This is a genomic window from Coleofasciculaceae cyanobacterium, assembly GCA_036703275.1.
In the GTDB taxonomy this organism is placed as follows: domain Bacteria; phylum Cyanobacteriota; class Cyanobacteriia; order Cyanobacteriales; family Xenococcaceae; genus Waterburya.
The window spans coordinates 42179-63913 of sequence record DATNPK010000110.1 but is presented as its reverse complement, the minus strand read 5'-3'; the positions used below and the strand labels follow the sequence as shown (position 1 = coordinate 63913).

Annotated in this window: 23 protein-coding genes; 11 read left to right on the top strand and 12 right to left on the bottom strand. The window is 39.4% G+C overall.

What is annotated here, in order from left to right:
• Positions 1-306: 306 nt before the first annotated feature.
• The gene (locus V6C71_24810; protein ID HEY9771678.1) at positions 307-741 is read right to left on the bottom strand and encodes a peroxiredoxin; all 435 of its coding nucleotides are present in this window, start codon (positions 739-741) and stop codon (positions 307-309) included.
• Positions 742-947: 206 nt separating this feature from the next.
• Here V6C71_24810 and pstC point away from each other — a divergent pair, with 206 nt between their 5' ends.
• Positions 948-1844 carry a phosphate ABC transporter permease subunit PstC gene (gene pstC, locus V6C71_24805; GenBank protein ID HEY9771677.1) on the top strand — a complete coding sequence of 299 codons (897 nt, stop codon included), beginning with the start codon at positions 948-950 and terminating at the stop codon, positions 1842-1844.
• A gap of 26 nt (positions 1845-1870) precedes the next feature.
• The gene (gene pstA, locus V6C71_24800; GenBank protein ID HEY9771676.1) at positions 1871-2776 is read left to right on the top strand and encodes a phosphate ABC transporter permease PstA; all 906 of its coding nucleotides are present in this window, start codon (positions 1871-1873) and stop codon (positions 2774-2776) included.
• A 102-nt stretch (positions 2777-2878) separates the two neighbouring features.
• Here pstA and V6C71_24795 read toward each other — a convergent pair whose 3' ends face one another.
• Complete coding sequence (locus V6C71_24795) at positions 2879-4516, bottom strand: SpoIID/LytB domain-containing protein (protein ID HEY9771675.1); 1638 nt, start codon at positions 4514-4516, stop codon at positions 2879-2881.
• Between the two features lie 156 nt (positions 4517-4672).
• Positions 4673-7972 (bottom strand): hybrid sensor histidine kinase/response regulator, encoded by a 3300-nt coding sequence (locus V6C71_24790; protein ID HEY9771674.1) that lies wholly within the window; start codon positions 7970-7972, stop codon positions 4673-4675.
• 383 nt (positions 7973-8355) lie between these two features.
• Here V6C71_24790 and V6C71_24785 point away from each other — a divergent pair, with 383 nt between their 5' ends.
• The 5 genes from V6C71_24785 to rlmN all read left to right on the top strand — a co-directional run bounded on the left by V6C71_24785 (position 8356) and on the right by rlmN (position 11932).
• Positions 8356-8712 (top strand): ACT domain-containing protein, encoded by a 357-nt coding sequence (locus V6C71_24785; GenBank protein ID HEY9771673.1) that lies wholly within the window; start codon positions 8356-8358, stop codon positions 8710-8712.
• A 20-nt stretch (positions 8713-8732) separates the two neighbouring features.
• Positions 8733-9080 carry a formyltransferase family protein gene (locus V6C71_24780; GenBank protein ID HEY9771672.1) on the top strand — a complete coding sequence of 116 codons (348 nt, stop codon included), beginning with the start codon at positions 8733-8735 and terminating at the stop codon, positions 9078-9080.
• A gap of 221 nt (positions 9081-9301) precedes the next feature.
• Positions 9302-10147, top strand: coding sequence for a 16S rRNA (adenine(1518)-N(6)/adenine(1519)-N(6))-dimethyltransferase RsmA (gene rsmA, locus V6C71_24775; protein ID HEY9771671.1), 846 nt, complete (start codon positions 9302-9304; stop codon positions 10145-10147).
• A 78-nt stretch (positions 10148-10225) separates the two neighbouring features.
• A complete protein-coding gene (locus V6C71_24770) occupies positions 10226-10585 on the top strand; it encodes an MGMT family protein (protein ID HEY9771670.1) in 360 nt (119 codons plus the stop codon).
• A 303-nt stretch (positions 10586-10888) separates the two neighbouring features.
• Positions 10889-11932 (top strand): 23S rRNA (adenine(2503)-C(2))-methyltransferase RlmN, encoded by a 1044-nt coding sequence (gene rlmN, locus V6C71_24765; GenBank protein ID HEY9771669.1) that lies wholly within the window; start codon positions 10889-10891, stop codon positions 11930-11932.
• On the opposite strand, the gene V6C71_24760 is transcribed toward rlmN, so the two are convergent.
• The gene (locus V6C71_24760) at positions 11929-12126 is read right to left on the bottom strand and encodes a replication restart DNA helicase PriA (GenBank protein ID HEY9771668.1); all 198 of its coding nucleotides are present in this window, start codon (positions 12124-12126) and stop codon (positions 11929-11931) included. The two genes, rlmN and V6C71_24760, sit on opposite strands and share 4 nt — an antisense overlap.
• Positions 12127-12617: 491 nt before the next feature.
• On the opposite strand from V6C71_24760, the gene menB reads away from it, so the two are divergent.
• Positions 12618-13451: a 1,4-dihydroxy-2-naphthoyl-CoA synthase gene (gene menB / locus V6C71_24755; GenBank protein ID HEY9771667.1), complete on the top strand. Its 834-nt coding sequence runs from the start codon at positions 12618-12620 to the stop codon at positions 13449-13451.
• 174 nt (positions 13452-13625) lie between these two features.
• On the opposite strand, the gene V6C71_24750 is transcribed toward menB, so the two are convergent.
• The 5 genes from V6C71_24750 to V6C71_24730 all read right to left on the bottom strand — a co-directional run bounded on the left by V6C71_24750 (position 13626) and on the right by V6C71_24730 (position 17702).
• Positions 13626-13913: a hypothetical protein gene (locus V6C71_24750; protein HEY9771666.1), complete on the bottom strand. Its 288-nt coding sequence runs from the start codon at positions 13911-13913 to the stop codon at positions 13626-13628.
• A 286-nt stretch (positions 13914-14199) separates the two neighbouring features.
• Complete coding sequence (locus V6C71_24745) at positions 14200-14829, bottom strand: DciA family protein (protein HEY9771665.1); 630 nt, start codon at positions 14827-14829, stop codon at positions 14200-14202.
• A 98-nt stretch (positions 14830-14927) separates the two neighbouring features.
• On the bottom strand, positions 14928-15734 hold the full coding sequence (gene pgeF / locus V6C71_24740; protein HEY9771664.1) for a peptidoglycan editing factor PgeF: 807 nt from the start codon (positions 15732-15734) through the stop codon (positions 14928-14930).
• A 244-nt stretch (positions 15735-15978) separates the two neighbouring features.
• Positions 15979-16782, bottom strand: coding sequence for a hypothetical protein (locus V6C71_24735; protein ID HEY9771663.1), 804 nt, complete (start codon positions 16780-16782; stop codon positions 15979-15981).
• Between the two features lie 125 nt (positions 16783-16907).
• Complete coding sequence (locus V6C71_24730) at positions 16908-17702, bottom strand: type 1 glutamine amidotransferase (protein ID HEY9771662.1); 795 nt, start codon at positions 17700-17702, stop codon at positions 16908-16910.
• A 234-nt stretch (positions 17703-17936) separates the two neighbouring features.
• Between V6C71_24730 and clpS the strand changes: the two genes are divergently transcribed.
• On the top strand, positions 17937-18230 hold the full coding sequence (gene clpS, locus V6C71_24725) for an ATP-dependent Clp protease adapter ClpS (GenBank protein HEY9771661.1): 294 nt from the start codon (positions 17937-17939) through the stop codon (positions 18228-18230).
• 110 nt (positions 18231-18340) lie between these two features.
• Positions 18341-18622 (top strand): DUF2103 domain-containing protein, encoded by a 282-nt coding sequence (locus V6C71_24720; GenBank protein ID HEY9771660.1) that lies wholly within the window; start codon positions 18341-18343, stop codon positions 18620-18622.
• A 142-nt stretch (positions 18623-18764) separates the two neighbouring features.
• On the opposite strand, the gene V6C71_24715 is transcribed toward V6C71_24720, so the two are convergent.
• The 3 genes from V6C71_24715 to V6C71_24705 form a co-directional block, all read right to left on the bottom strand.
• Complete coding sequence (locus V6C71_24715) at positions 18765-19952, bottom strand: TRC40/GET3/ArsA family transport-energizing ATPase (protein ID HEY9771659.1); 1188 nt, start codon at positions 19950-19952, stop codon at positions 18765-18767.
• 64 nt (positions 19953-20016) lie between these two features.
• Positions 20017-20427 carry a DUF2358 domain-containing protein gene (locus V6C71_24710; GenBank protein ID HEY9771658.1) on the bottom strand — a complete coding sequence of 137 codons (411 nt, stop codon included), beginning with the start codon at positions 20425-20427 and terminating at the stop codon, positions 20017-20019.
• Between the two features lie 103 nt (positions 20428-20530).
• Positions 20531-21100, bottom strand: a complete 570-nt coding sequence (locus tag V6C71_24705; GenBank protein ID HEY9771657.1) for a hypothetical protein — start codon at positions 21098-21100, stop codon at positions 20531-20533.
• A gap of 110 nt (positions 21101-21210) precedes the next feature.
• On the opposite strand from V6C71_24705, the gene tadA reads away from it, so the two are divergent.
• Entirely contained in the window at positions 21211-21732 is a 522-nt protein-coding gene (gene tadA / locus V6C71_24700) for a tRNA adenosine(34) deaminase TadA (GenBank protein HEY9771656.1), read from the top strand.
• Positions 21733-21735 lie beyond the last annotated feature (3 nt).

The following is a 21735-nucleotide window of genomic DNA, read 5'->3' as shown; positions in this document are numbered from 1 at the left end:
TGAAATATTTAACTTAATCAATGCTGCGTAGAGATCGTCATTAATTATCTTAATGATGGGCGTTGCTGAATTAAGACATGAAACCAATAATAATACTGTTCGTCCTAGACGACGCGAAGGACGCGCCTCCAGGCGCTAATCCTTTAGGGCTAGTTCTAAAGGATACCGCTTCGCGACGCGTAGCTAGTCCTTTAGGGCATATAGCTATTAGCTATTAGCTATTAGTTATTAGCTTTTTCAAAATTTATTAATTTCAAATATAGCTGAAAAAGATGAATATTACCCAACTTTTTCAGCTATATATAGTTAAACAATACTTGCTAATACATCAGTAGCATGGGTACTGGTATTGATATTACTGTCAACTGTGGTAATTATGCCGTTGCCATCAACAATGTAGGTGACACGCTTGGCATAGCCACCACCATCAACATCATAAGCCTGAGTAATTGCACCATCACTATCAACCAAAAGGTTAAAAGGTAACCCATATTTCTCTTTGAATTTTTGGTGAGATGCTTGGTCATCTCTACTGACACCGAGAACTACCATATCTTTATTTTGATATTCAGCAATATTATCACGGAAGCTTTGAGCTTGCTTGGTGCAACCAGGAGTATCATCTTTGGGATAAAAATAGAGAACTACTGTTTTTCCTTGGAAGTCTGACAAAGAAACGCTATTTCCTTCATCGTCAATGGTGGTAAAAGTTGGCGCAGTTGTGCCGGCTGATAAAGTCATGGTTAAATATGTCCTATCTAATTTATTAGCATTTAAACTTTAGCGTAATCAGGCTCGGTAGGTTAATCACTTGAGTTTAACTTCTGCTTTACCTAGGCTTAATTTTAATCAGGTAAGTAAATATTAGTAGAAAATTGAAGAGAATTTATTGTAAATTGTAGCAACATCTTTTATCAAACAATAAAAAATTATTTCATTTAATAAATATGAATAACAGTTATGAGCCGAGAATAGAAGCTCGTTCAGGAATTGAAAGATCTTTAGACAATAGTTTTTATTGGATTGCCAAAATTTTAGCCTTCGCGATCGCCGGGGTTTTAATTTGGATCACGATTCAGGTTGCGATCGCAGCTATGCCAGCCATTCAAGAATTTGGGTTGAGTTTTCTGGTTAGTAGTAGTTGGAATCCCGTTAATAGCCAATATGGAGTGTGGCCCGCAATTTACGGGACTTTGGTTAGTTCTTTGATTGCTTTAGCGATTTCAGTGCCAATTGGTTTAGGCGTGTCTATTTTTCTCAGCGAAGATTATCTACCGCCAGCCGTTCAAAGAATTATCGTATTTCTAGTCGAGCTATTAGCAGCCGTACCTAGTGTCGTCTATGGTTTATGGGGAATTTTTGTTTTGATTCCCTTTCTCAAGGGTTTTACTGCTTTAAAAGGGCCAGGAATGTTGCCTGCGGCTTTAATTTTATCGGTAATGATTTTGCCCACTATTGCTGTTATTTCTCGTGATGCTATCATTAGCGTAGATCAGGGTTTGCGTCAGGCTGCCATTGGCTTGGGGGCTACTCGTTGGGAAGCAATTATTCAAATTGTTTTGCCCGCTGCTTCTTCAGGGATTATTGGCGGAATTATGCTGGCTTTAGGTCGTGCTTTAGGAGAAACTATGGCAGTAACTATGTTGATTGGTAACTCTAATCAAGTCAATCCTTCAGTATTTGCTCCTTCTAATACGATTTCATCTCTGTTGGCAAACCAGTTTGCCGAAGCCAGTGGCTTGCAGGTAGCAGCATTAATGTATGCAGCTTTAATTTTATTTTTTATTACCTTAGTGGTGAATGTTTTGGCGCATTTGCTCGTAACCAGACTGCAAAGAATTTAAACTGCTTTTAAGAAACTTGAAAATTAATGACTACACCCAATATTCTCAAAAAACCAGCTGCTGATTTTGAAGTCGTCAGTCTAAAGCGCAATCCAACCTCCCCTCGTACTCTATTTGGATTAATTATGAGTGGCATTGCCGGCTTATTTACCCTGTTGGCAATTATTCCCTTATTGATCATTTTGACTTATCTATTGACAAGGGGAATTAGTTCCTTATCTGCCGCTGCATTTACCGAATTACCACCTCCTCCTTTGGTTGATGGTGGCGGTTTTGGCAATGCCATTGTGGGAACAGTCGTTATGGTTGGGATTGGTGGATTACTTAGTGTACCTTTAGGTATTATGGCAGCAATTTATCTCTCGGAATTTAATGAAGGTAAAGCTTCGGAATGGATTAGCTTTGCTACTAATGTTTTGAGTGGAGTGCCGTCGATTATCGTTGGGGTATTTGCCTATGGCGCGATCGTTTTAACTACTAAAAGCTATTCTGCCTGGGCTGGTGGTTTTGCCTTAGCAATATTAATGCTGCCTATTATTGTTCGTACCACCGATGAGTCGCTGAAACTTGTCCCCCAAGATGTGCGTCAGGCATCAGTAGGTATCGGGGCGAATAGATATCAAACGGTCTTACAGGTAGTATTACCTGCGGCGTTGCCGGCAATTATTACGGGAATTACCTTAGCTGTTGCTCGCGCTGCGGGAGAAACTGCACCTTTACTCTTTACTGCCTTGTTTACTCAGTATTGGCCCAACTGGGATAACTTGCTAGTTGAACCCACAGCTTCTTTGTCGGTACTAGTTTATAATTTTGCGATCGTGCCGTTTAAAAACCAGCAGGAATTAGCCTGGGGGGCAGCATTTATCTTAGTGCTATTGGTCTTATTTACCAGTATTATTTCTCGTTTGGCTACGGCAAAACGGACTTATTAAGTATTTATTAATTATATTTACTTGCTTGCTGGGTTGTTAGTTCAAACTGGGTAAGGGTTAAATTGGAGAAAAATAATTTGTTCCCACATTTGCCTTGCCCTCTTAGTTTTTACTAACGGGCAGAGAGTCATCCCGCCAAAAAACAATCGTGTCGTCTAAGGGTTTGATTTTAGTCTGAGGATAATAAAAAGCTAGTATTTGAGCTGCTGACCAACCCAATTTTGCTAAGTTATAAGAACCATACTGGCTCAAACCCACACCATGACCAAAGCCACCACCGATAAAATCATAGCCGTTAAGTTTTTTGGCTTGGTTATAAGTTGGTTGCAAATAAAAAAAGGTGCTGCGGGGAGGTTCCAAGGCACTGCGAATTTCGTTTTTGTGTAGTTGTAATTCACCTTTATCGGTCTTAATATTTAAAGCCAAGATTCTGCCAGAACGCGATCGCGTTTGTACCTGCATTGATTCGATAGTCTTGAAATTGGCTAAGGGATGACGAGTTTTGTCGAGATATTTACGTAAATCTTGGTTTAAATCGGCAATACTTCGAGTTTTGTGCCAGCGGAACACACCCGTTCTGCCTGTTTCATTGAATCCTTTGGTCAGACTAATAAACTGGCGAAAGGTTGATTCGTTATTAAGCGGATATTTAATCAAATCCCAAAAAGGTTGCGGAGCGTCGATTACAGGCTGAAGATAGGGACGTTCAGTTCCGTTCCAAGTATCTTCAAAACCTGCCGTTACCCCCCCAGTAGTCGAAGAATAGAGCGCATCAATCAATTCATTCTCATAGGTAAGAACTAAACCTGCGGTTTGAGCGATCGCGCGATCGCTAGTAGCATTAGCATCATTTAAACCTTTATATACTTGACAGTGAACCGTAGCGCAGAGTTGGTAGTCATCTACGGCAAAACGTCTTAGATTACGTAAAGCATAAGTCCGAGCAATGATCGTTTGCGCAGCTACCGCTTGAGGAGGCGCATTAGCTCCAATTTCATAGGGAACAACTCCCCGCAGATAAGTTTCTAAAGGAACATGATTGACTAAAGTGAATTCTCCATGAGCATTTGGCTGAAGCTTTAAACTTCCTCCATAGAGTCGAGCCTCCAGGGGGTTGCTAGTAGTGTTGACCTTGACTAAATTTTTGCTACTAGTAATTTCTACCAGATCGCGAGCGTATTTTTGCCCTTCAATTTCGAGGGTAATTTGAGGTTCTTGGTCGAGAACTTTGGTATCTAAATAAGCAGTACTATAGCCATTATCTTTCAGACTATCAAGCAGCCAACGGCGTACTAAAGGACTTTGATAAACATCTCTTTTTGCCCAAACTTGCCACCGTCCAGGTTGCGCCACCTCTACTTCTATACCGAGCTTTTTCCAGGAGTTAGCACTATCTTCGGCAGTTTCAAAGGTTGAGCGATCGCTTAAGACTAATTTCTCCTCTAGTTTGGGTTGTGCCAGAGGAGTAGAATTTACTTTTAACACTACTTCTTGAGTTTCAATTTTGGTTGGCTTTGGCGAGCCTAGCAAATTCACTTTTAGAGAGTCGCCAGGAGTGCTGTTAATAGTCACTTGGTCAATGGTCGGATCGCTATCGTCCAACGGTGCAGCTCCCAATCTTTGAAGAATACCAATCTCTAACTCAAGATCTTGAGCCTTGGTTTCCGCCGCCCAAGCCGACTGCAAACCACAGAGGCTACTCAGCCAAAAAATACTAAAACAGAAGGTTATTTTAATCATTCCTAATCTTGTTCCTCAAGGAATACAGCGTTGCTCATAATGTTGCTCAGATAATTGACAAATTTGCATAAAGTAACCCAGGCAAGAAGTCTAAGCCTCAACCTCTTACCTACAGATGTATCGACAAGGCAGTATCTTGACCCAAATTTCTTGCCCCTAAGCTTCTTCGTCAGTGCCTACGATCAACATCTCTCCATTGATGATTCTGGCGGCTGCTTTTAAGAGTTCATCCTCTACGTAGGGTTTGACAAAGTAGCCATTTGCTCCGCGAGAGGCAGCTATATTACGCATTTTTTGCGCTCCACGAGAGGTTAGCATGGCGATCGGTAATGACGCTAATTTTTCATCTTGTTGCAGCTGAGATAAGAGTTCCAAACCGTTCATGCGGGGCATTTCAATATCGCAAAAAGCAATATCACACTCCAAACCGTTGCTCAGTTTCTCCCATGCTTCTTGACCGTCTCTAGCTTGTTCCACCCGATATCCAGCTTTTTTAAAGCTCATGGATAGTAATTCTCGCACTGTTACCGAGTCATCGATAATCAACACCAGGGGAGCATCTTGAAAATTTGTTTCCGATTTGACTCGATTAAAGTTAACGGTAGCAGATTCTGCTTCTTTGTTTGCCCGATTAATCTCAATTAGATGTTGTGCTACATCCATGAGATCTTTTTCGGTGTAGGGCTTAGTTAAATAGGCTTTTGCCCCCAAGTCGTTAGCTATTTTGCGATGTTTGTCTGCACCACGAGAGGTTAGCATAGCAACTGGTATAGATTTGAGTACGCTATCTTGATGAAGATTAGACAATAGTTCTAAACCGTTCATGCGAGGCATTTCAATATCGCTAAAGATCATGTCGCAGACTAAGCCACCACGCAATTTATCCCAGGCTTCTTGACCATCTCTGGCTTGCTCTACCCGATAACCCAGTTTGTTAAAACTCATTGACAACAATTCTCGAACGGTAATGGAGTCATCAACTACTAGCACCATGGGTTCTTGCTGAACATTTTCCGCCTGAGCCTGTTTAACAGCTCCTTCTCCAGCAAGTATATTAAAGCCAATTTCAATGGTTCTTTTACCTTGGGCAATTTCAATTAGCTCTAGCACATCACCAATCGGCATAATTGTACCATCACCTAAAACTGTCGCTCCTGCAATACCTGGTGGCTTGGCAATAGGACCATCTATTTGTTTGATGACAATTTCTTGCTCTGCTCTAACTTCATCTACCTCGACCGCCAGTAAATTGTCTAGGCTACGAAGAATAATGACCGAAATTGTATCATCATTATTTTGATTGGCGTTATAGGTTCCCGCTCGGCGAATCTGACGATTATAGTTGAGTAAACTATTTAAAGGTTTTAGAGGTAGCAGTGCTTTTTTCCAAGCAACACAGCGCACGCCATTAGCATTAGTTTGAATATCGCTGGGTAAATATTCTTTGGTATCTTCTACACCATCAATTGGGAAAGCAATTTTACTGTTGTTATTGACACAGGTTAAAGCCTTACAGATACTCAAAACTAGAGGTAAGCGCACGGTGAATGTAGTACCCTTGCCAACTTCTGATTCAGTAGCGATCGAACCACGAATTTTCTTCAAGTCAGTATTGACAACATCCATTCCTACACCTCGACCAGAAAAATCATCTGCTTGGTCCTTGGTGCTGAAGCCTGGATGGAACAGCAGTTCATATACCTGTTGCTCGGATAGTCTTTGTGCTGTTGCCCAAGAAATTAAGTTTTTCTCGATCGCTTTTTGTTTAACTGTTTCAGGATCGATACCCGCACCATCATCTTTAACGGTAATTACTGTCTGATTCCCCTGAATGAAAGCGCGAATATGAATATTTCCCACTTCGGACTTGCCTTTTTGCCGTCTTTCTTCTGGTTTTTCAATCCCGTGAGAAATAGCATTATTAACTAAGTGTGTCATCGGGTTGTACAGATGCTCGACAATCATTTTGTCAATTAAGACATCTTTACCTTCGATGTGCAGCTTAGTCTGTTTTTTCTGCTTGCGCGAAATATCGCGAATGGCTCTGGGTAAGCGGTCTGCTGTTTGCCCAAATGCTACCATCCGCGAAGAGTTCATTCCATCTTGCAGTTGGCTGGTCACCTGACGGAAAGTTTGAGCAACTTTATCAGTTTCGTCAACTACGAACTGAATATCCGATGCTGCTTCTCTAACCCGAACAATTAACTCGATAATTTCTTGAGATAGTAAATGGAAGCCGTTGAAACGATCCATTTCTAGTGCATCGAGACTTTCTTCTGGAAGTTGATTACCATTAGCCAAACTAGACCTCCCCGCAGCTACTGCTGAATTAATGCGGGATTGGCGACTAGCCATTAAAGCTCCTTCCAAAAGTGATCGCTCATACATATCGTGCATTTTCGCTCCTGCTTCTCCTAGAGACTGGACATGACCCAGCAGGTTATCTAAAAAGCGACGCAATCTTTCTTGGTCATCTTCTAATCGATTTCGCTTGACTACTAATTCTCCAATTAGGTTATTCAAGTCATCTAACTTACGTACCGAAACCCTCATGGTCTGGTCAAAAGCCTGGACTTTGCCAACTGGTGCTGAAGAGGCAGCATTAAAGGTTGGTTGTGGCGCCAAAATACTGGAGGTACTGATTTGAGTAGATGCAGCCTGAGGTTGATAATCAAATAATAAATCTAGCGAATCTATTTTAGAATCTAATGAGTCTTCCAAATCATCGAGTTCACTAAGTCCCAAGCCATCAAGTTCCAGATCCGATGAACTACCAAGAGTCAAAGCAGATTCATCTAGATCGTCTAAATTAAAATAATCTAATACTGCTTCACCAAAAGCATCTACCGCCTCCAAATTATCGAGTTCACTAAGTCCCAAGCCATCAAGCTCTAGGTCGGATGGACTATCAAGAGTTAAAGCAGGTTCATCTAGAGCGTCTAAAGCGATCTCAGCGACCAATTCATCATTTAAAGATTCTAATCTAACTAAATCATCGACTTCCAAGTCGGATGAACTATCTAAACTAATCTCTATTGCTGGTTCATCAGCTAATAATTCTAATTCTTGAGACTGCTTTGACTCTAACTCTGCTGCTGAAGCTATTGATTCGTATACAGAGTCTAATTCTAATTCTACATCTGACTCAAATGACTCAAATTCAGTTGAGTCTACTGCTGGCGGATTGCGAAAATCCCAATTATCTAAATCTAACTTAATGTTCTTCTGTTTCTTAGGCTTAGATTCGTGATTAGTAGAAGTAATTTCTGACAAAGCCTCAGCATCATTTTTGGTAGCAGTTTCTACTGAGATAAATTCTGTTAAAATCTCAGCATCTTCATCTTCTCCTGTCCATAAATCTACTAAGTTTTTATTTCCCTGCTTTGAGGCATTAGAAGTTTCCAATGATTCATCGAGATTATCATTTGCATCGATAGGCTTATCTTGACTGTTCATATTAGTTAGTAGTTTTAACCGAATATTGCTTTATTGCTTAACTTGAAAATAAAATTGAGGTAAATTTGATGCTTTCAATAAATAATTGCCAGGGAAGGTTCACTAAAAATGTTTGAGCTGAGGGTTGGTAAGTTTAAAAATATGAAATATATGGTTTAGACATAAGATGATTGTCAGTAAAACATATTGAAATATTGAATTAAATATATTTGTTTGAATTATTATAGTTGACGACACATTTTTAGTTTGCCCAAAATTGCCGTATCAAATTAAGTCTGGTACTAAAAAAATTTAGTTATCTCTTATAATCTGTTATCTTTTTCTCTACACCTAGATAAATATCATTTTAATAGTTGTTATAAAACGTTACTTATTAAGTATGTATGAATCAGTCTACTGCAACTTTATTAGTTTCTTGCCCCGATAGTCCTGGATTAGTTGCTAAGATAGCCAACTTTATCTATGCTAACGGCGGTAATATTATTCATGCCGATCAGCATACCGACTGCGCTACAAGTTTATTCCTGATTCGCATTGAATGGCAACTTGAAGGCTTTAACTTGCCCGGGAGGCGATCGCAACTGCCTTTGCTGCGATCGCCAAACCTGGAAAGGCAACCTGGCAGCTACACTTTTCCCACACTCTGTCCAAAATGGCGATCCAAATCGCCATTTTGGACCATTGTCTTGGGGATCTCTAGCAACATCAAGCTAGAGAATTACCAGGTACTATTGCTCTAATTATTAGCAATCATCCGCATTTGGAAGCGATCGCTAAGCAGTTTAAGCTTGATTTTTATCACTTGTCCATTACTAAAGAAGCTAAAGCAGAGCAAGAAGCAAAACAGCTAGAGCTTTTTCATCAATACGAGATAGATCTGCTGGTTTTGGCTAAATATATGCAAATTCTCAGCCTTGAGTTGTTTAACCAGTTTCCGAATATTATTAATATCCATCATTCATTTTTGCCTGCTTTCCCTGGAGCAAAACCTTATCATCGCGCACACGCTAGAGGAGTTAAAATTATTGGGGCGACGGCTCATTATGTTACTCAGGATCTAGATGAAGGTCCAATAATTGAGCAAGAAATGGTACGAGTTAATCATTAAGATACGGTAGCGGATCTAATTCGTAAGGGAAAAGATCTGGAAAAATTGGTACTATCACGTGCAGTAAGACTGCATCTGCAAAATCGCGTTTTAGTTTATGACAATAAAACCGTAGTTTTTAGTTAAAACTGTTGCTGAATTTTAATTTAGCAACGCCGAGAAAAAATAAACCGCCTAAGATATTAAGTCTTTAACTTACTGCTTTACTTCTTACTTTTTAAATGACATCTAGCAAAAAAACTAAAAAACCTGCCAGTTTTAGACCGCGTAAACAGTTTGGTCAACATTGGTTACGGGATGAAGATATTTTAGACCAAATTATTATTGCTGCGGAATTGACCCAAAGCGATCGCATTTTAGAAATTGGGCCAGGTACAGGAAATTTAACTGCTCGGTTACTAGCAAAAGTTTCGGCTTTAGTTTCCGTAGAAATCGATCGTGACTTATGCAAAAAACTGGTTCATAAATTTGGCGATCGCGAAAACTTTTTGTTAGCTCAAGATGATTTCTTAAAGTTAAATTTATCATCTCTGCTACAAAATTTTCCTAAGTTCGAAAATCCTAACAAAGTGGTTGCTAATATTCCATACAACATTACAGGACCAATTATCGAAAAGCTCTTAGGAAAAATTGCTACTCCTGCACCACAGCAGTATGAATCAATTGTATTGCTAGTGCAAAAAGAAGTAGGAGAACGTTTAGTAGCTATACCTGGTAGCAAAGCCTTTGGTGCTTTATCAATTCGAGTTCAATATTTAGCTGATTGTGAATTAATTTGTCATGTTCGGGCCAGATCTTTTTATCCACCACCAAAAGTAGATTCAGTTATTATCAGGCTGCGCCCTAGAGTAGTCAACCAACCTGCTAATAATTCCCGACAATTAGAAATATTAGTTAAACTAGGCTTTGCCAGTCGCCGTAAAATGCTCAAGAATAATTTAAAAAGTTTAATTGCTCCTGATGATTTGAATCAGCTATTAGAAAAACTAAACTTTAATTCTCAATGTAGAGCCGAAGATCTAAGCTTAGAAAACTGGATTCTATTAAGTAACAGTATTAATCTTTAAAGTTAAATTATTAACTAATCATCAATAATCAATAGTATTCACAATCAGTAAATCTTTTTCAGAGATAAAAATTGATAGATGTCTCAATACAATCGCATTTATGAGATTGTCCGTAAAATCCCCCCAGGTAAAGTAGCAACCTACGGACAAATTGCTGATTTGGCAGGATTATATGGTAAAGCTCGTTTAGTAGGATATGCTCTTTTTCGAGTAGATATTGAAGATGATATTCCTTGGCAAAGAGTAATTAATGCTAAGGGCGAAATTTCCTATTCTTTTCAGCGTCAAGGCGATGATTATTTACAGAAAGTTTTATTGGCAGAAGAAGGAATTAAATTTCAAAGTAACGGCAAGGTTAACCTGAATAAATATCGCTGGCAATCTATAAAATCTAGTTGCACTGTAAACGAACATTTCGCAAGTAAATCAGGAGATTAAATAATATTTTTGCCAAGGGTTGCCTAAAAAATGTAAAATTTTCCAATTTTTGCTACTATACCTAAGCGGTTTCAGTTTTTAAATTTGCTCTCCAAAATTGGCTATTTAAACTCTTCATATTAATGTTCCTACCTCGATCCATCAACCCGCCAAATGTCGGTTTAAATACTATTAACTGATGTTTGCTTTAATCGATTAACTGTAGAATAAGATTGTCTAGAGATTCTTGCCAATCGCCAATGAATAATGACAAATAACCGTCTCAAGTAATCAATCTCCTTTCTGCCGACACAGCAAAACAAAATGACGCTACAAACGAAGAAGCAATCAAGTACCGATGAAGTTCTTTTGGGTAAATCTCTTGAGGAATTAACCGACTGGATACAACAGCAGGGGCAACCAGCCTATCGGGGTAAGCAATTATATCAATGGTTATATCAAAAAGAAGCGCGATCGCTTTTGGATATTTCTGTCTTTCCTAAAAAATGGCGCGAGGAAAGAGCAAACTATCCGGTTGGACGCTCTAGTATTCATTATCGCAGCGTTGCCCCCGATCGCACTCGTAAGTATTTACTGCGTTTAGCTGATGGTTTGATTATTGAGGCGGTTGGTATTCCTACTGCCAAACGTTTAACCGTATGCGTTTCTTCCCAAGTCGGTTGTCCGATGGACTGTGATTTCTGTGCCACAGGCAAAGGCGGCTTTACGCGTAATCTTAAGGCTCACGAAATTGTCGATCAGGTACTTACAGTACAAGAAGACTTTGAGCAAAGAGTTAGCAACGTGGTGTTTATGGGTATGGGAGAGCCAATGGCAAACCTCGATCAGGTTGTTGCTGCGGTTAAATCTCTCAATCAGGATGTTGGAATCGGTGCGCGATCGCTCACTATCTCAACAGTAGGTATTCCTGGTAAAATTCAACAGCTAGCCCAACATCAATTACAAATTGTCTTGGCGGTAAGTCTTCACGCTTCTAATCAAGCTTTGCGAGAGCAGTTGATTCCTAGTGCCAAACAATATATTTTAAATAATCTTTTAGATGAGTGCCGAGATTATGTCCAGGTTACGGGTAGAAGAGTAACTTTTGAGTATGTTCTTCTGGCAGGAATCAACGATTTACCCGAAAATGCGCTGGAATTGACTCAACTTCTCAAAGGTTTTCAAACTCATGTCAATTTAATCCCTTATAATCCTATTTCTGAGGTTGATTATCAAAGACCAAATAATTACCGAATTAGAGAATTTGCCAACATTTTAGAATCAGCCAAAATAGCCGTTAGCGTGCGCTATTCTCGTGGCTTGGAAGCAAATGCAGCCTGTGGACAATTAAGAGCCTCAAAGGTTTAAACTGGTGTAGCATTAATCGCACAATAACTATTAATGCCTGGAGCATAAGCTTCAATTACTTTGCCAGTTTTAGCGCATTGTACCAGCAAATAGTCGCAACTTTCGCAGGAAGTGCGTTTGATTGAATTATCTATAATACTTCTGGTAGCGCGAGCGCCACAGTTAGGGCAGTATATTATCTGTGTTTTAATCATTTTGATTGATCCTAGAAAATATAGGGGCTTGTCTCGTCCCATAGATTCTGCTTAAGTTAAAGTGATTGATATTAAATATAACTTTCTCTAATCTTAATTTCTATTTATAAAAAAATAATCAATCTTTATATAGATTTCATCTACTTAAGGCTCGATCCCCAACCAGATAAGGTTGTTGTTTAGCATAATTGTAAACTGACAATAGTATTAATATATTTTTACATATAGTCTATAAAAAACAGCGATTTTTTTAGTTTATGGTTGATTTATAGGTAAATGTGCTACTACATTCCACTTAGCTGAGTAATTTAAAAATGGTTTGTATTAAGCTAAACAATTAGCATAATGTTTAAGCAATCAATTTTAATATTTGATACTAGGTAAAAACGGCATTATGGCAAAATGCAGTTCCAATATCTGTTTATAGTTAAGTGGAGATTCAATGATTTAATTTTATTAAACAATTACTTTGATTTTTGTAGCGATAAACTATGCAAGTTGAATGGCAAACGGCTAAAACTTACGAAGATATTCTTTACCAAAAATGGCATGGCATTGCCAAAATTACGATTAATCGTCCTCACAAACGTAACGCTTTTCGCCCCAAAACTGTATTTGAGATGTACGATGCTTTCGTTGACGCTCGTGAAGATAATACTGTTGGTGTAATTCTCTTAACTGGCGCGGGACCTCATACAGATGGTAAATACGCTTTTTGCGCTGGTGGAGATCAAAGCATTAGAGGGAAGGCAGGCTACATAGACGATCGCGGAACACCAAGACTCAATGTTTTAGATTTACAGCGTCTAATTCGTTCACTCCCTAAAGTTACGATTGCTTTAGTTGCGGGTTATGCAATTGGTGGGGGTCACGTACTTCATGTGTTATGCGATCTAACCATTGCAGCCGAAAATGCTGTTTTTGGGCAGACAGGCCCCAAGGTAGGTAGTTTTGATGGCGGATTTGGTTCTGGTTATCTGGCTCGAATTGTCGGGCAAAAAAAAGCTAGAGAGATTTGGTTTCTCTGTCGGCAATATAGCGCCACCGAAGCCAAAGAAATGGGTTTAGTCAACTGTGTTGTACCAGTGGAAGAATTAGAAGCGGAAGGAATTAAGTGGTCACAAGAAATCTTGTCCAAAAGTCCGATGGCGATTAGATGTCTCAAAGCTGCATTTAATGCTGACTGTGATGGCCAAGCTGGCATACAAGAACTAGCAGGTAATGCCACCATGCTCTATTACATGACAGAAGAGGGGGCAGAAGGAAAACAAGCTTTTCTAGAAAAACGCCCTCCAGATTTTCAGCAATATCCCTGGTTACCTTAAGCAATGGTCATACTCATTAAGTTAGAGTACAAATAAAAAGACTATAAAAAAGCGCTCTCAAAATTTTAAGAGCGCGTACCAAATTAAAAGTCGCTTACATTAAGTAAGCTGTTTGAATTGATGAACTAAGAAAAGAGATTCTAAATCATCTGGGCAAATTTTTTTTAGAGTAAATTACTCCGATTTTGGAGAAGCCATTTGAGGACAATTATCCTCAACTTTAATCTTAGATACGCTAGAAGCTAGTTGAGAGGATGTATTCAGCGGCATTGAAGTTTTCAACTGATAAATGTCTTCTAATTTTTTTAGCGTTGCTTTAAAGGGAGGAGAAGCAAAAGAGCAAGCTTTCCAACTACCCTCGACTGGCACGTCTAATATTTGACAACAACCGCCCCTGCGTCCCTGTGGTTCATAAAAACGACAGTAGCGACAGGCAGAAGTAGCAAAATTTATTTCTTTCATTATTTCATTCGGTTTTCTGACTCGGTTTTATTCCATTCCGCTATTTATATTTTGCTTTGTCTTCATAATCACAATTATCTAATTGAAATAATCATCTGGTAAGGCTTAGAGTGATCCCCAGCCACTCTTAACCTTTCATATTCTCTTTATAATTGATTAATGAACAGATACAATATCGTCAAAAGATAGTATTAAAAAATACTTTTAACTAAGTATTTTCAGGGATATATAGCCAGAAAAAGCAATGGGGATCATCAACAATCCAGCCAAACGTCTTTAGACTTTTTTATTTACGCTCTGGAAAATTTGGCGGTTGATATTTTTCCGACCATTTCTGAGCTATGCAGTGACAGCATAAATTCCAACGTTCTATTTCTCCCTTTGGCGTGGGACAATTACAGCCAGGACAAAGAAGCAAAGATAAAGAGTTGCGTTCAAGAGTTTTTAGCCAACGTTCAGCAGCATACTTAGCTTTAGCAGAATCAGCCGAAGATGCCGACATAGGCTCGTTTTGGCTATTTTCAGCATCTTGCTCCGTAACAATTGAGCTTAAAGCTATTTCAGATTTTTGTTGAGTAGTAACACTAAATAAACTTGGTTTAATTTCTGGTTGATAAGTTGTCTGATGCCACCCAGAAGATGAAAAACGAATATCTTTTAAATTAAAGGTTAGCTGCTTGTTGAGTCGTTTTAGCAGAGAATATCGTTGAAAAGAAAGTTCTTGCGCTCTTGCGGCACTAGAAGTAGCCACCCAAAGCACCTGTCGGGTGATGTGGAGTGGACGAGTATGTTCGCCGATCTGCTGATTGACAGTATTGTGCCAACATTTGAGTAATTGGCGGTATTCTCTAAATTTTTCCCAACCAGGCTGCTGCTCGAGTTGGGTTAAGATTTGTTCTACAGAGTTGAAGTGCAAGTTAAAGACTGAGAATCAAAGACTGGAGATCGAGAATTGAAGATCTGCCTAAAATATTCAGATCTTGGATATAAATGTATTTTATCTAAAGTTTATAGCTATTGAGAAACAATTCCTGACCACTGAACTTTTTTCTCGCCAGTGCGTCGATAAGAAAAGAAGCGATCGCTCTGTTGAAAAGTACAGTAAGGAGCGATCGCAATATGTTTTAAACTAATATCTAGCTGCTCTAGCTGAATTTGATTAACTCGCGGTACGTTTAAACGAGCTTTTCCAGACAGCGCATCATCGAGAATTGGCGTATTATTTAGCTGCTTTAACTCGGTTAATATTTCGGCATCAGTCTTGCTCTCGGCATCTAAAATAATGCTTTGTCCTACTTCAATCGCCACGCTTTCATCTACCTGATACACTGCCCCAGCGATCGCTGGACCAATGGCAATACGTAAATTTTTTTTCTGACTACCGCCGAACTTAATTAATCTAGCGATCGCCTGAGGGACGATTTTTTGCGCTGTTCCGCGCCAACCTGCATGAATGGCACACACCTGTCCTGTAACTACATCTCCAATTAAGATCGGAGTACAGTCGGCACTGGCTACCCAAACAGACTGGTGCGGGCGATCGCTAATAACGGCATCCGCTTCCGCCAAGGAATTATGGCAATTTTTTCGGTTACCTACATCGACTATTTCCTTTGGTGTTAAGACCACATTGCCGTGTACCTGCTTAACCCGATATGCGGTTGTATGAGGTTGCAGAATAGAGGTTAGGTCTTTTGGAGTGCGAGGATAAAACTCTTTAGTAAAAAAGCCATGTTGCCAAGCCGATAAAAGTTTACAGGTTAAATAGTAATAATCTTGGCAGGCTTGCCAGTGCCAGTGCTGATTAATCTGATTAGACACAAAAAAATTACGAATAAAGTGAATAAAAATTAAGTCTTAATACTTTTTCAAGTTACAAGATGATACAGATAACATAACCCAATAAAACTAAAAGGATTAGGGGAAGCGGAGAATAGTACCTGTAAAAATAGCCTATTTCTCCAACTCCAACCCTAATCCTGACTAAAAACTGAAAGTCTGACTATGCTCGAAATGATATTTGAGTAAATCGGATTGACAAATCACACTTAACAACAAGGAATTTTTAATTAGGAATGACAGCTACATAGAGCTTAGTATCCGATTCATATTTCCAAGCTATTCCTTCAGGATCTTTGCTCTGACTCCACTCTTCAAAATCTGGTTCAGATTTACGTCTACCAACCGTACTAGAATTTAAGTCGAGGCGTTTTGCTAGTTCAGCTTGAATCAATGATTGACCGGCATCAATAGAAGCGGCTCTTTCAATAGTTGAACTATCTGTCTCGGACTCAGGTTCAATTGCAGTTGACTGTGGAGATTCTGCTCTGGTAGCCAGTGCGACAGAAGATGATGCGGAATTTGTAACTGTATCGTGAACTTCTTGTTCTTGCTTTGCCAATTGAGCAATGCCTCTAACAGATAATTTATTAGAGTCTTTAGCTGCTAATTGATAAGAGTTTACTGCTGCTTCTGGTTCACTATCATCTAAGATACTGCCTAAAGCGCTTGCAGTAGGAAAATAATATACGACCCCCTTTTCGGGGACTGTCTTTGGCTTAGTGCCATACTCATCACTTTTACGAGCGAGAAACACTTTGGCTGCTCTAGCGGTAAGGTTTGCTTTTATGGATAGGTCTACTGGAGTTAGATACCCTCTATTTTCCTTAATCAGTTGATTAAAGTAAGGATTAATTTCACCACACCATTTTTGCCACTGATAGTTCTGCCAAAGTTTGAAAGCTACAATTACCGCTGCTATTAATAGCAGAAAGGGCCATAGCATATACAAAACAACAAAACCAAATGCCAAAGGTAAGATGAGAACTAAAGCTCCAGTTGAACCATTATCTAGTACTTTTCCAGTCATAGTTGTGGTTGGAATTGCAAAATTTACGAGTTGCAAGATAGTCTTGCATAAATTGTCTTCTTGCAATATTAAGGCAAATTGTTTGGCAACGCACGCAACTGAATGCAAAGATTAACAATCAGATGCTATATAGCAACAGCTAGTTTCGACAAACCCAGGCGTTGCAACATTGCCTTACGCCCTGCAATAGCTAAAGAGTCATCTATAGGAGTCAGTGCAATTTCTATCTGATATTTTCGTTGCAAGGCTTTTTCGATCAGCCAGTCGGCAATAAAATAATTTTTGGGTAGTAAAGGACCATGAGCATATGTCGCGATCGCATTCTGATAAAAAGCTCCTGCGGTTCGATCTTCGCCATTGTTGCCATATCCTTTAATGACTCTGCCCAAAGGCTGTACATCTTGCAAATAGGTTCTGCCTCCGTGATTCTCAAAGCCGATAACGACAGGTTTTTCACCTAACATTGCTTCTAGCTCAGAGGCTATCGGAGTAGCCGTAATTTCAAACACCAGGTTACCAATACAGCGTTGTGCTTCAATACCTGGGTGTTGGCTAACCATATCTAGTAAGCCTAAGCCATTAATTCTTTTACCTAGTGCTGGCTCATAGTAGTGTCCTAGTAGTTGGGGCGCACCACAGGTAAATACTCCTGGAGTGCCTTGAGCTAATTTTTGTTGTAAAGCCTCTGCTTTTGCACCGTGTAAATCGCGCATGACAATTTCTTGCTGACGATCTTGCGCTCCTCCGCCAACAATTAGATCTACTCGATCAAATTCGGCAACCTCGGTTTCTCGCTTGAGGGGAACAATCTCAACCTCTATTCCTCGCCACTGACATCGCCGTTGCAAACAGATAACGTTTCCGCGATCGCCATAGGTACTCATTAGCGTTGGATATAGCCAGCCGATTGCAATTTTCATCTATTTAAGAGTTAAAAGTTCAAGAATAACAAATTCAAAATTGATCGCCATAATTAAATTAGAGTGATGATCGAACAAGTCAACCAAAGAAAACTATTCTGGTCGGTAAATTTTGAAGAAATTGTTCAAAATAGCTAAACTGTTTATGAGCAAAGATGAACTAACGTCCCTAGTAGATTTGTTTGATATCTACAAACCCCCTTTTATTTAGTTGAGTTATTAGGATTTATTGGCATGAGTGTTACCCCCACCGTAACTAAAGAAAAAGCTGGTCAGACAATCAAGCAACATTACCCCAACTATAAAATAATTGTTTTGAATGATGACCACAACACCTTCCCTCACGTTATCGAGTGTTTAATGAAGTATATTCCAGGGATGAACGGCGATCGCGCCAGAGAATTAACCGATCAAATACATTTTGAAGGCCAAGCTTTGGTTTGGGTAGGGCCTCAAGAACAAGCCGAACTATACCATCAACAGTTAAAACGCGCTGGATTAACTATGGCACCTTTAGAAAAAGCCTAATTTATTGAGCATCGAACATTGAGCGTTTAGTATTAAATAAAAAGTTTAGAGATAATTTAAACACAATTTTGAGATCTCGCTCAATCGTAAATGCTATGAGGAAAATGAGTATGTCTTCTGATGGTCGGTTAGTCTGGAATCACTCAACTCATCTTCCTGGCTTGATTCCGATCCTGGAAAAATTAATTAAGTGCGAAGGAGTTACTACCGTTACTCCTGGCAGAATTAAAAAGACTAGAAGTCACATACCGAAGATGAAGCTGCGAATTTCTGTACCGATCCGAGGCGGTTATAAAGTTATTGCGCGCCAAGGAAAGACAGTACAGGAAGTCTTTATTCTTAGTACCTTAGAGCAGGGACAGTTAGAACAAGCGATTGCCGATTTATTATAAATAAAAATTATCTATTGGCGATCGCAAAGTAGTAAATAGCGAGTTGAACAATTGTAGGTTGGGTTAACGGCAGTCTAACCCAAAAAAACTAATAGCTACGAATAAAATCGCCATCGGCTTATGACATTAAATAAACAACGACTTAAACTTGAGCCATATTTTTAAAGCTAATTTTTAGGTAATCATCATCCATTGTTGCTCCTGATGGTTGGAGTGCTGCCAAAGCTTGAGGCAAAACTAAGTTGCGACGATGATTACCAATGCGGACGTTTAGCTCATCGCCAGTTTTGTTGAGCTGAATTTGTTCTTTAGGGATTCCTGGCAAATACAGCTCAAGGCTATAGTTGCCTTGTTCTTGAATTATCTTGATCGTGCTTTCTTTGTAATAAACTTGAGTGGGGTCTTCGTCCTGATACAAAATTTCTTTGAGCTTTTCTAAAGCTTCCATGCCACACATTTCGGTAGGAAATAGAGGAGCTTCTTTTACTGGTAAAGGGTGAAAATTATCGTATATTTCACGCTTGTATACGTCTTGATTTGCTTTCCAGCGTTCAAAGAAAGGATCGCTAACTTCATTAGGAATCACTCGATTAGCAATTACTAAATCTGTGGCAACATTATACAAACTTAGATAAGCATGAGCGCGCAGAGATTCTTTGATAACCATCTTTTCGGGATTCATCACCAAACGTACCGAAGTTTTGGTATTATCAGTCAAAACTTTTTCTAAAGCTTCAATCTGCTCGTAAAACTCATAAGGCGCATCCATTACTTCTTTATCGGGCAGCGAAAAACCAGCAATCGGTTTAAAGAAAGGCTCAACTAGAGGACGTAAGGCTGCGGACATCCCTTGTAATGGTTTATAAAAGCGTCTCATATACCAACCACCAACTTCTGGCAAACTTAATAACCTTAACGCTGTTCCAGTAGGTGCAGAGTCGATAATTAAAATATCAAAATCACCCTCATCATAGTGGCGTTTCATTCTCACCAAGCCAAAGATTTCGTCCATTCCAGGAAGAATGGCTAATTCTTCAGCCTGAACCCCATCTAAACCTCTAGCCTGCAAGACTTGAGTAATGTAACGTTTGACTGAACCCCAGTTGCCTTCTAATTCCCGCAAGGCATCAAGCTCTGCACCCCAAAGATTAGGACGAATCTCTTGCGGATCGTGTCCTAGCTCAAGATCGAAACTATCTGCCAAAGAGTGAGCTGGATCGGTACTAAGTACCAAAGTTCTGTAGCCCAACTCCGCGCAGCGTAAACCTGTAGCAGCAGCAACGGAAGTTTTACCGACTCCACCCTTGCCAGTCATTAAAATTACACGCATCTAAATTTAGATCCTAAATTAAATATATTTACATTACTTAACTTTATTGTGACGCTTTTTTGCTTCAAAAGAAATTCTGACGTAAAACTTTCCAGCGGGAAATGTGCCAATAATCGATATGAGAACTAATCAAATTCTCATCGTTTACCTTCAATTCGCTCCAGCCAGGAATAGATAAGCGGGGTTTCCAAGGTAGCGGAGGAGTCATATTAAGCGTCCACTCAATCTTGATTATTTCTCCTTCTCGCTCTAAGTTATGAACTTCCATCTCAACGTTGTTAAAAAAGCTACCCAAAAAGCCAATCATTGCCTGATACTTTTTAATGCCATTAAATTCATTCAACGGGTCTTTAAAATAGACATTATCTGCATAGATCTCAAAGGTTTGATTATCGGGAAATCTTGCGTAATCTTCCCGTAAAATTTCAACCAGATCTTGCTGCTGATTATTAATAGTTGATGATTGATTGTTCATAATTTTTACTTTTCGTTGATCGCCAACAATATTTGAGCTTCGTCTTCAAAGACTAAAAGCTAATAGCTAAAAGCTAATAGCTAATGGCTAAAAGCTAGCTAAATTAAACCTCAACCTCAGACCATAAACGTTCTAACTGAGCTTTCCAAGCAGCTAAAAACTGTTCTCTTTGGTTAGGATCTTGATCGATACCGCCCATAACTCCTTCCTGATAGAAGCGGTCAATAGTTTGATAAGTAGACTCTAAGCTTTGTCCTTGAGCCTTTGCTGTTTTAACAATTTGGATAATTTGTTTTTCAATTAGCTGGTTAAAAGACGGAGATAAACCTTTTTCAACCAGAGAGGCTAGAGATGCGATCGCACTTTCTAAATCTTCTGAGGTCAAACTGACCAAACGATGATGAAATATACCCCACAGGACATTTTGATTGATAGCGTAGCGAACTTCTTGGGTAGTATCAAAGTTCTCTTCTAATAGTTGGGGTAATAAAGACTGAGCTTGATTAGCTGCTGCGATGGGAGATAATAATCTCAACCAAGTATGATCTTCTGAAAGAATAACTAATAAATGTATTTGAGAGTTTTTAATTTGCCAAGCTTCTTCGACATCGTGGTTAATATCCTCGCTATTGAAAAGACGCTCCAGGATGGATGATATTTCCGCTGTTTTCATTACTAATAATTAAAAAATAATCTTATCTGGTGGATGCTTTAACATTTAGTGTAATGTTTTTCCCTGATAGATCGATCTGCAATTGTATATATTCCCACTGATTTGATTAAATGACTAAAAAGTCGAGCTACAAAGTAGCAACAGATTCTCTGGCTCAATTAAGCTATGACTCATATCTGATTCATTGTCGCTGGATGAAATATGCCTTAAAGTTAGCTCAAACCGCTGGAAATACAGGCGAAGTACCTGTTGGGGCAGTAATTATCGATCGCCATGGCAATTTGATAGCCGAAGCAGCCAACCGCAAGTTCAGAGAGCAAGATCCAACTGCTCACGCCGAAATTTTAGCCATCCGTACCGCAACTAAAGCCTTCGAGAATTGCTATCTCCACAACTGTACCCTCTACGTCACTCTTGAACCTTGTCCGATGTGTGCGGGGGCTATTATTCATGCCCGTTTGGGTTTATTAGTTTATGGTGCTGACGATCCCAAAACTGGAGCAATACGAAGCGTTACCAATCTTCCTGACGGTAATTGTTCCAATCATTCTTTACAAGTCTTAGCAGGGATCGAAGAAACATCTTGTCGTCAACAGTTACAGACTTGGTTTAGTCGCCAGAGAAGCAAATAATTC

Coding starts and splice junctions, on each gene's coding strand:
- V6C71_24810 (HEY9771678.1), bottom strand. CDS start 741: ATGACTTTATCAGCCGGCACAACTGCGCCAACTTTTACCACCATTGAC.
- pstC (HEY9771677.1), top strand. CDS start 948: ATGAATAACAGTTATGAGCCGAGAATAGAAGCTCGTTCAGGAATTGAA.
- pstA (HEY9771676.1), top strand. CDS start 1,871: ATGACTACACCCAATATTCTCAAAAAACCAGCTGCTGATTTTGAAGTC.
- V6C71_24795 (HEY9771675.1), bottom strand. CDS start 4,516: ATGATTAAAATAACCTTCTGTTTTAGTATTTTTTGGCTGAGTAGCCTC.
- V6C71_24790 (HEY9771674.1), bottom strand. CDS start 7,972: ATGAACAGTCAAGATAAGCCTATCGATGCAAATGATAATCTCGATGAA.
- V6C71_24785 (HEY9771673.1), top strand. CDS start 8,356: ATGAATCAGTCTACTGCAACTTTATTAGTTTCTTGCCCCGATAGTCCT.
- rsmA (HEY9771671.1), top strand. CDS start 9,302: ATGACATCTAGCAAAAAAACTAAAAAACCTGCCAGTTTTAGACCGCGT.
- V6C71_24770 (HEY9771670.1), top strand. CDS start 10,226: ATGTCTCAATACAATCGCATTTATGAGATTGTCCGTAAAATCCCCCCA.
- rlmN (HEY9771669.1), top strand. CDS start 10,889: ATGACGCTACAAACGAAGAAGCAATCAAGTACCGATGAAGTTCTTTTG.
- V6C71_24760 (HEY9771668.1), bottom strand. CDS start 12,126: ATGATTAAAACACAGATAATATACTGCCCTAACTGTGGCGCTCGCGCT.
- menB (HEY9771667.1), top strand. CDS start 12,618: ATGCAAGTTGAATGGCAAACGGCTAAAACTTACGAAGATATTCTTTAC.
- V6C71_24750 (HEY9771666.1), bottom strand. CDS start 13,913: ATGAAAGAAATAAATTTTGCTACTTCTGCCTGTCGCTACTGTCGTTTT.
- V6C71_24735 (HEY9771663.1), bottom strand. CDS start 16,782: ATGACTGGAAAAGTACTAGATAATGGTTCAACTGGAGCTTTAGTTCTC.
- V6C71_24730 (HEY9771662.1), bottom strand. CDS start 17,702: ATGAAAATTGCAATCGGCTGGCTATATCCAACGCTAATGAGTACCTAT.
- clpS (HEY9771661.1), top strand. CDS start 17,937: ATGAGTGTTACCCCCACCGTAACTAAAGAAAAAGCTGGTCAGACAATC.
- V6C71_24720 (HEY9771660.1), top strand. CDS start 18,341: ATGTCTTCTGATGGTCGGTTAGTCTGGAATCACTCAACTCATCTTCCT.
- V6C71_24715 (HEY9771659.1), bottom strand. CDS start 19,952: ATGCGTGTAATTTTAATGACTGGCAAGGGTGGAGTCGGTAAAACTTCC.
- V6C71_24710 (HEY9771658.1), bottom strand. CDS start 20,427: ATGAACAATCAATCATCAACTATTAATAATCAGCAGCAAGATCTGGTT.
- V6C71_24705 (HEY9771657.1), bottom strand. CDS start 21,100: ATGAAAACAGCGGAAATATCATCCATCCTGGAGCGTCTTTTCAATAGC.
- tadA (HEY9771656.1), top strand. CDS start 21,211: ATGACTAAAAAGTCGAGCTACAAAGTAGCAACAGATTCTCTGGCTCAA.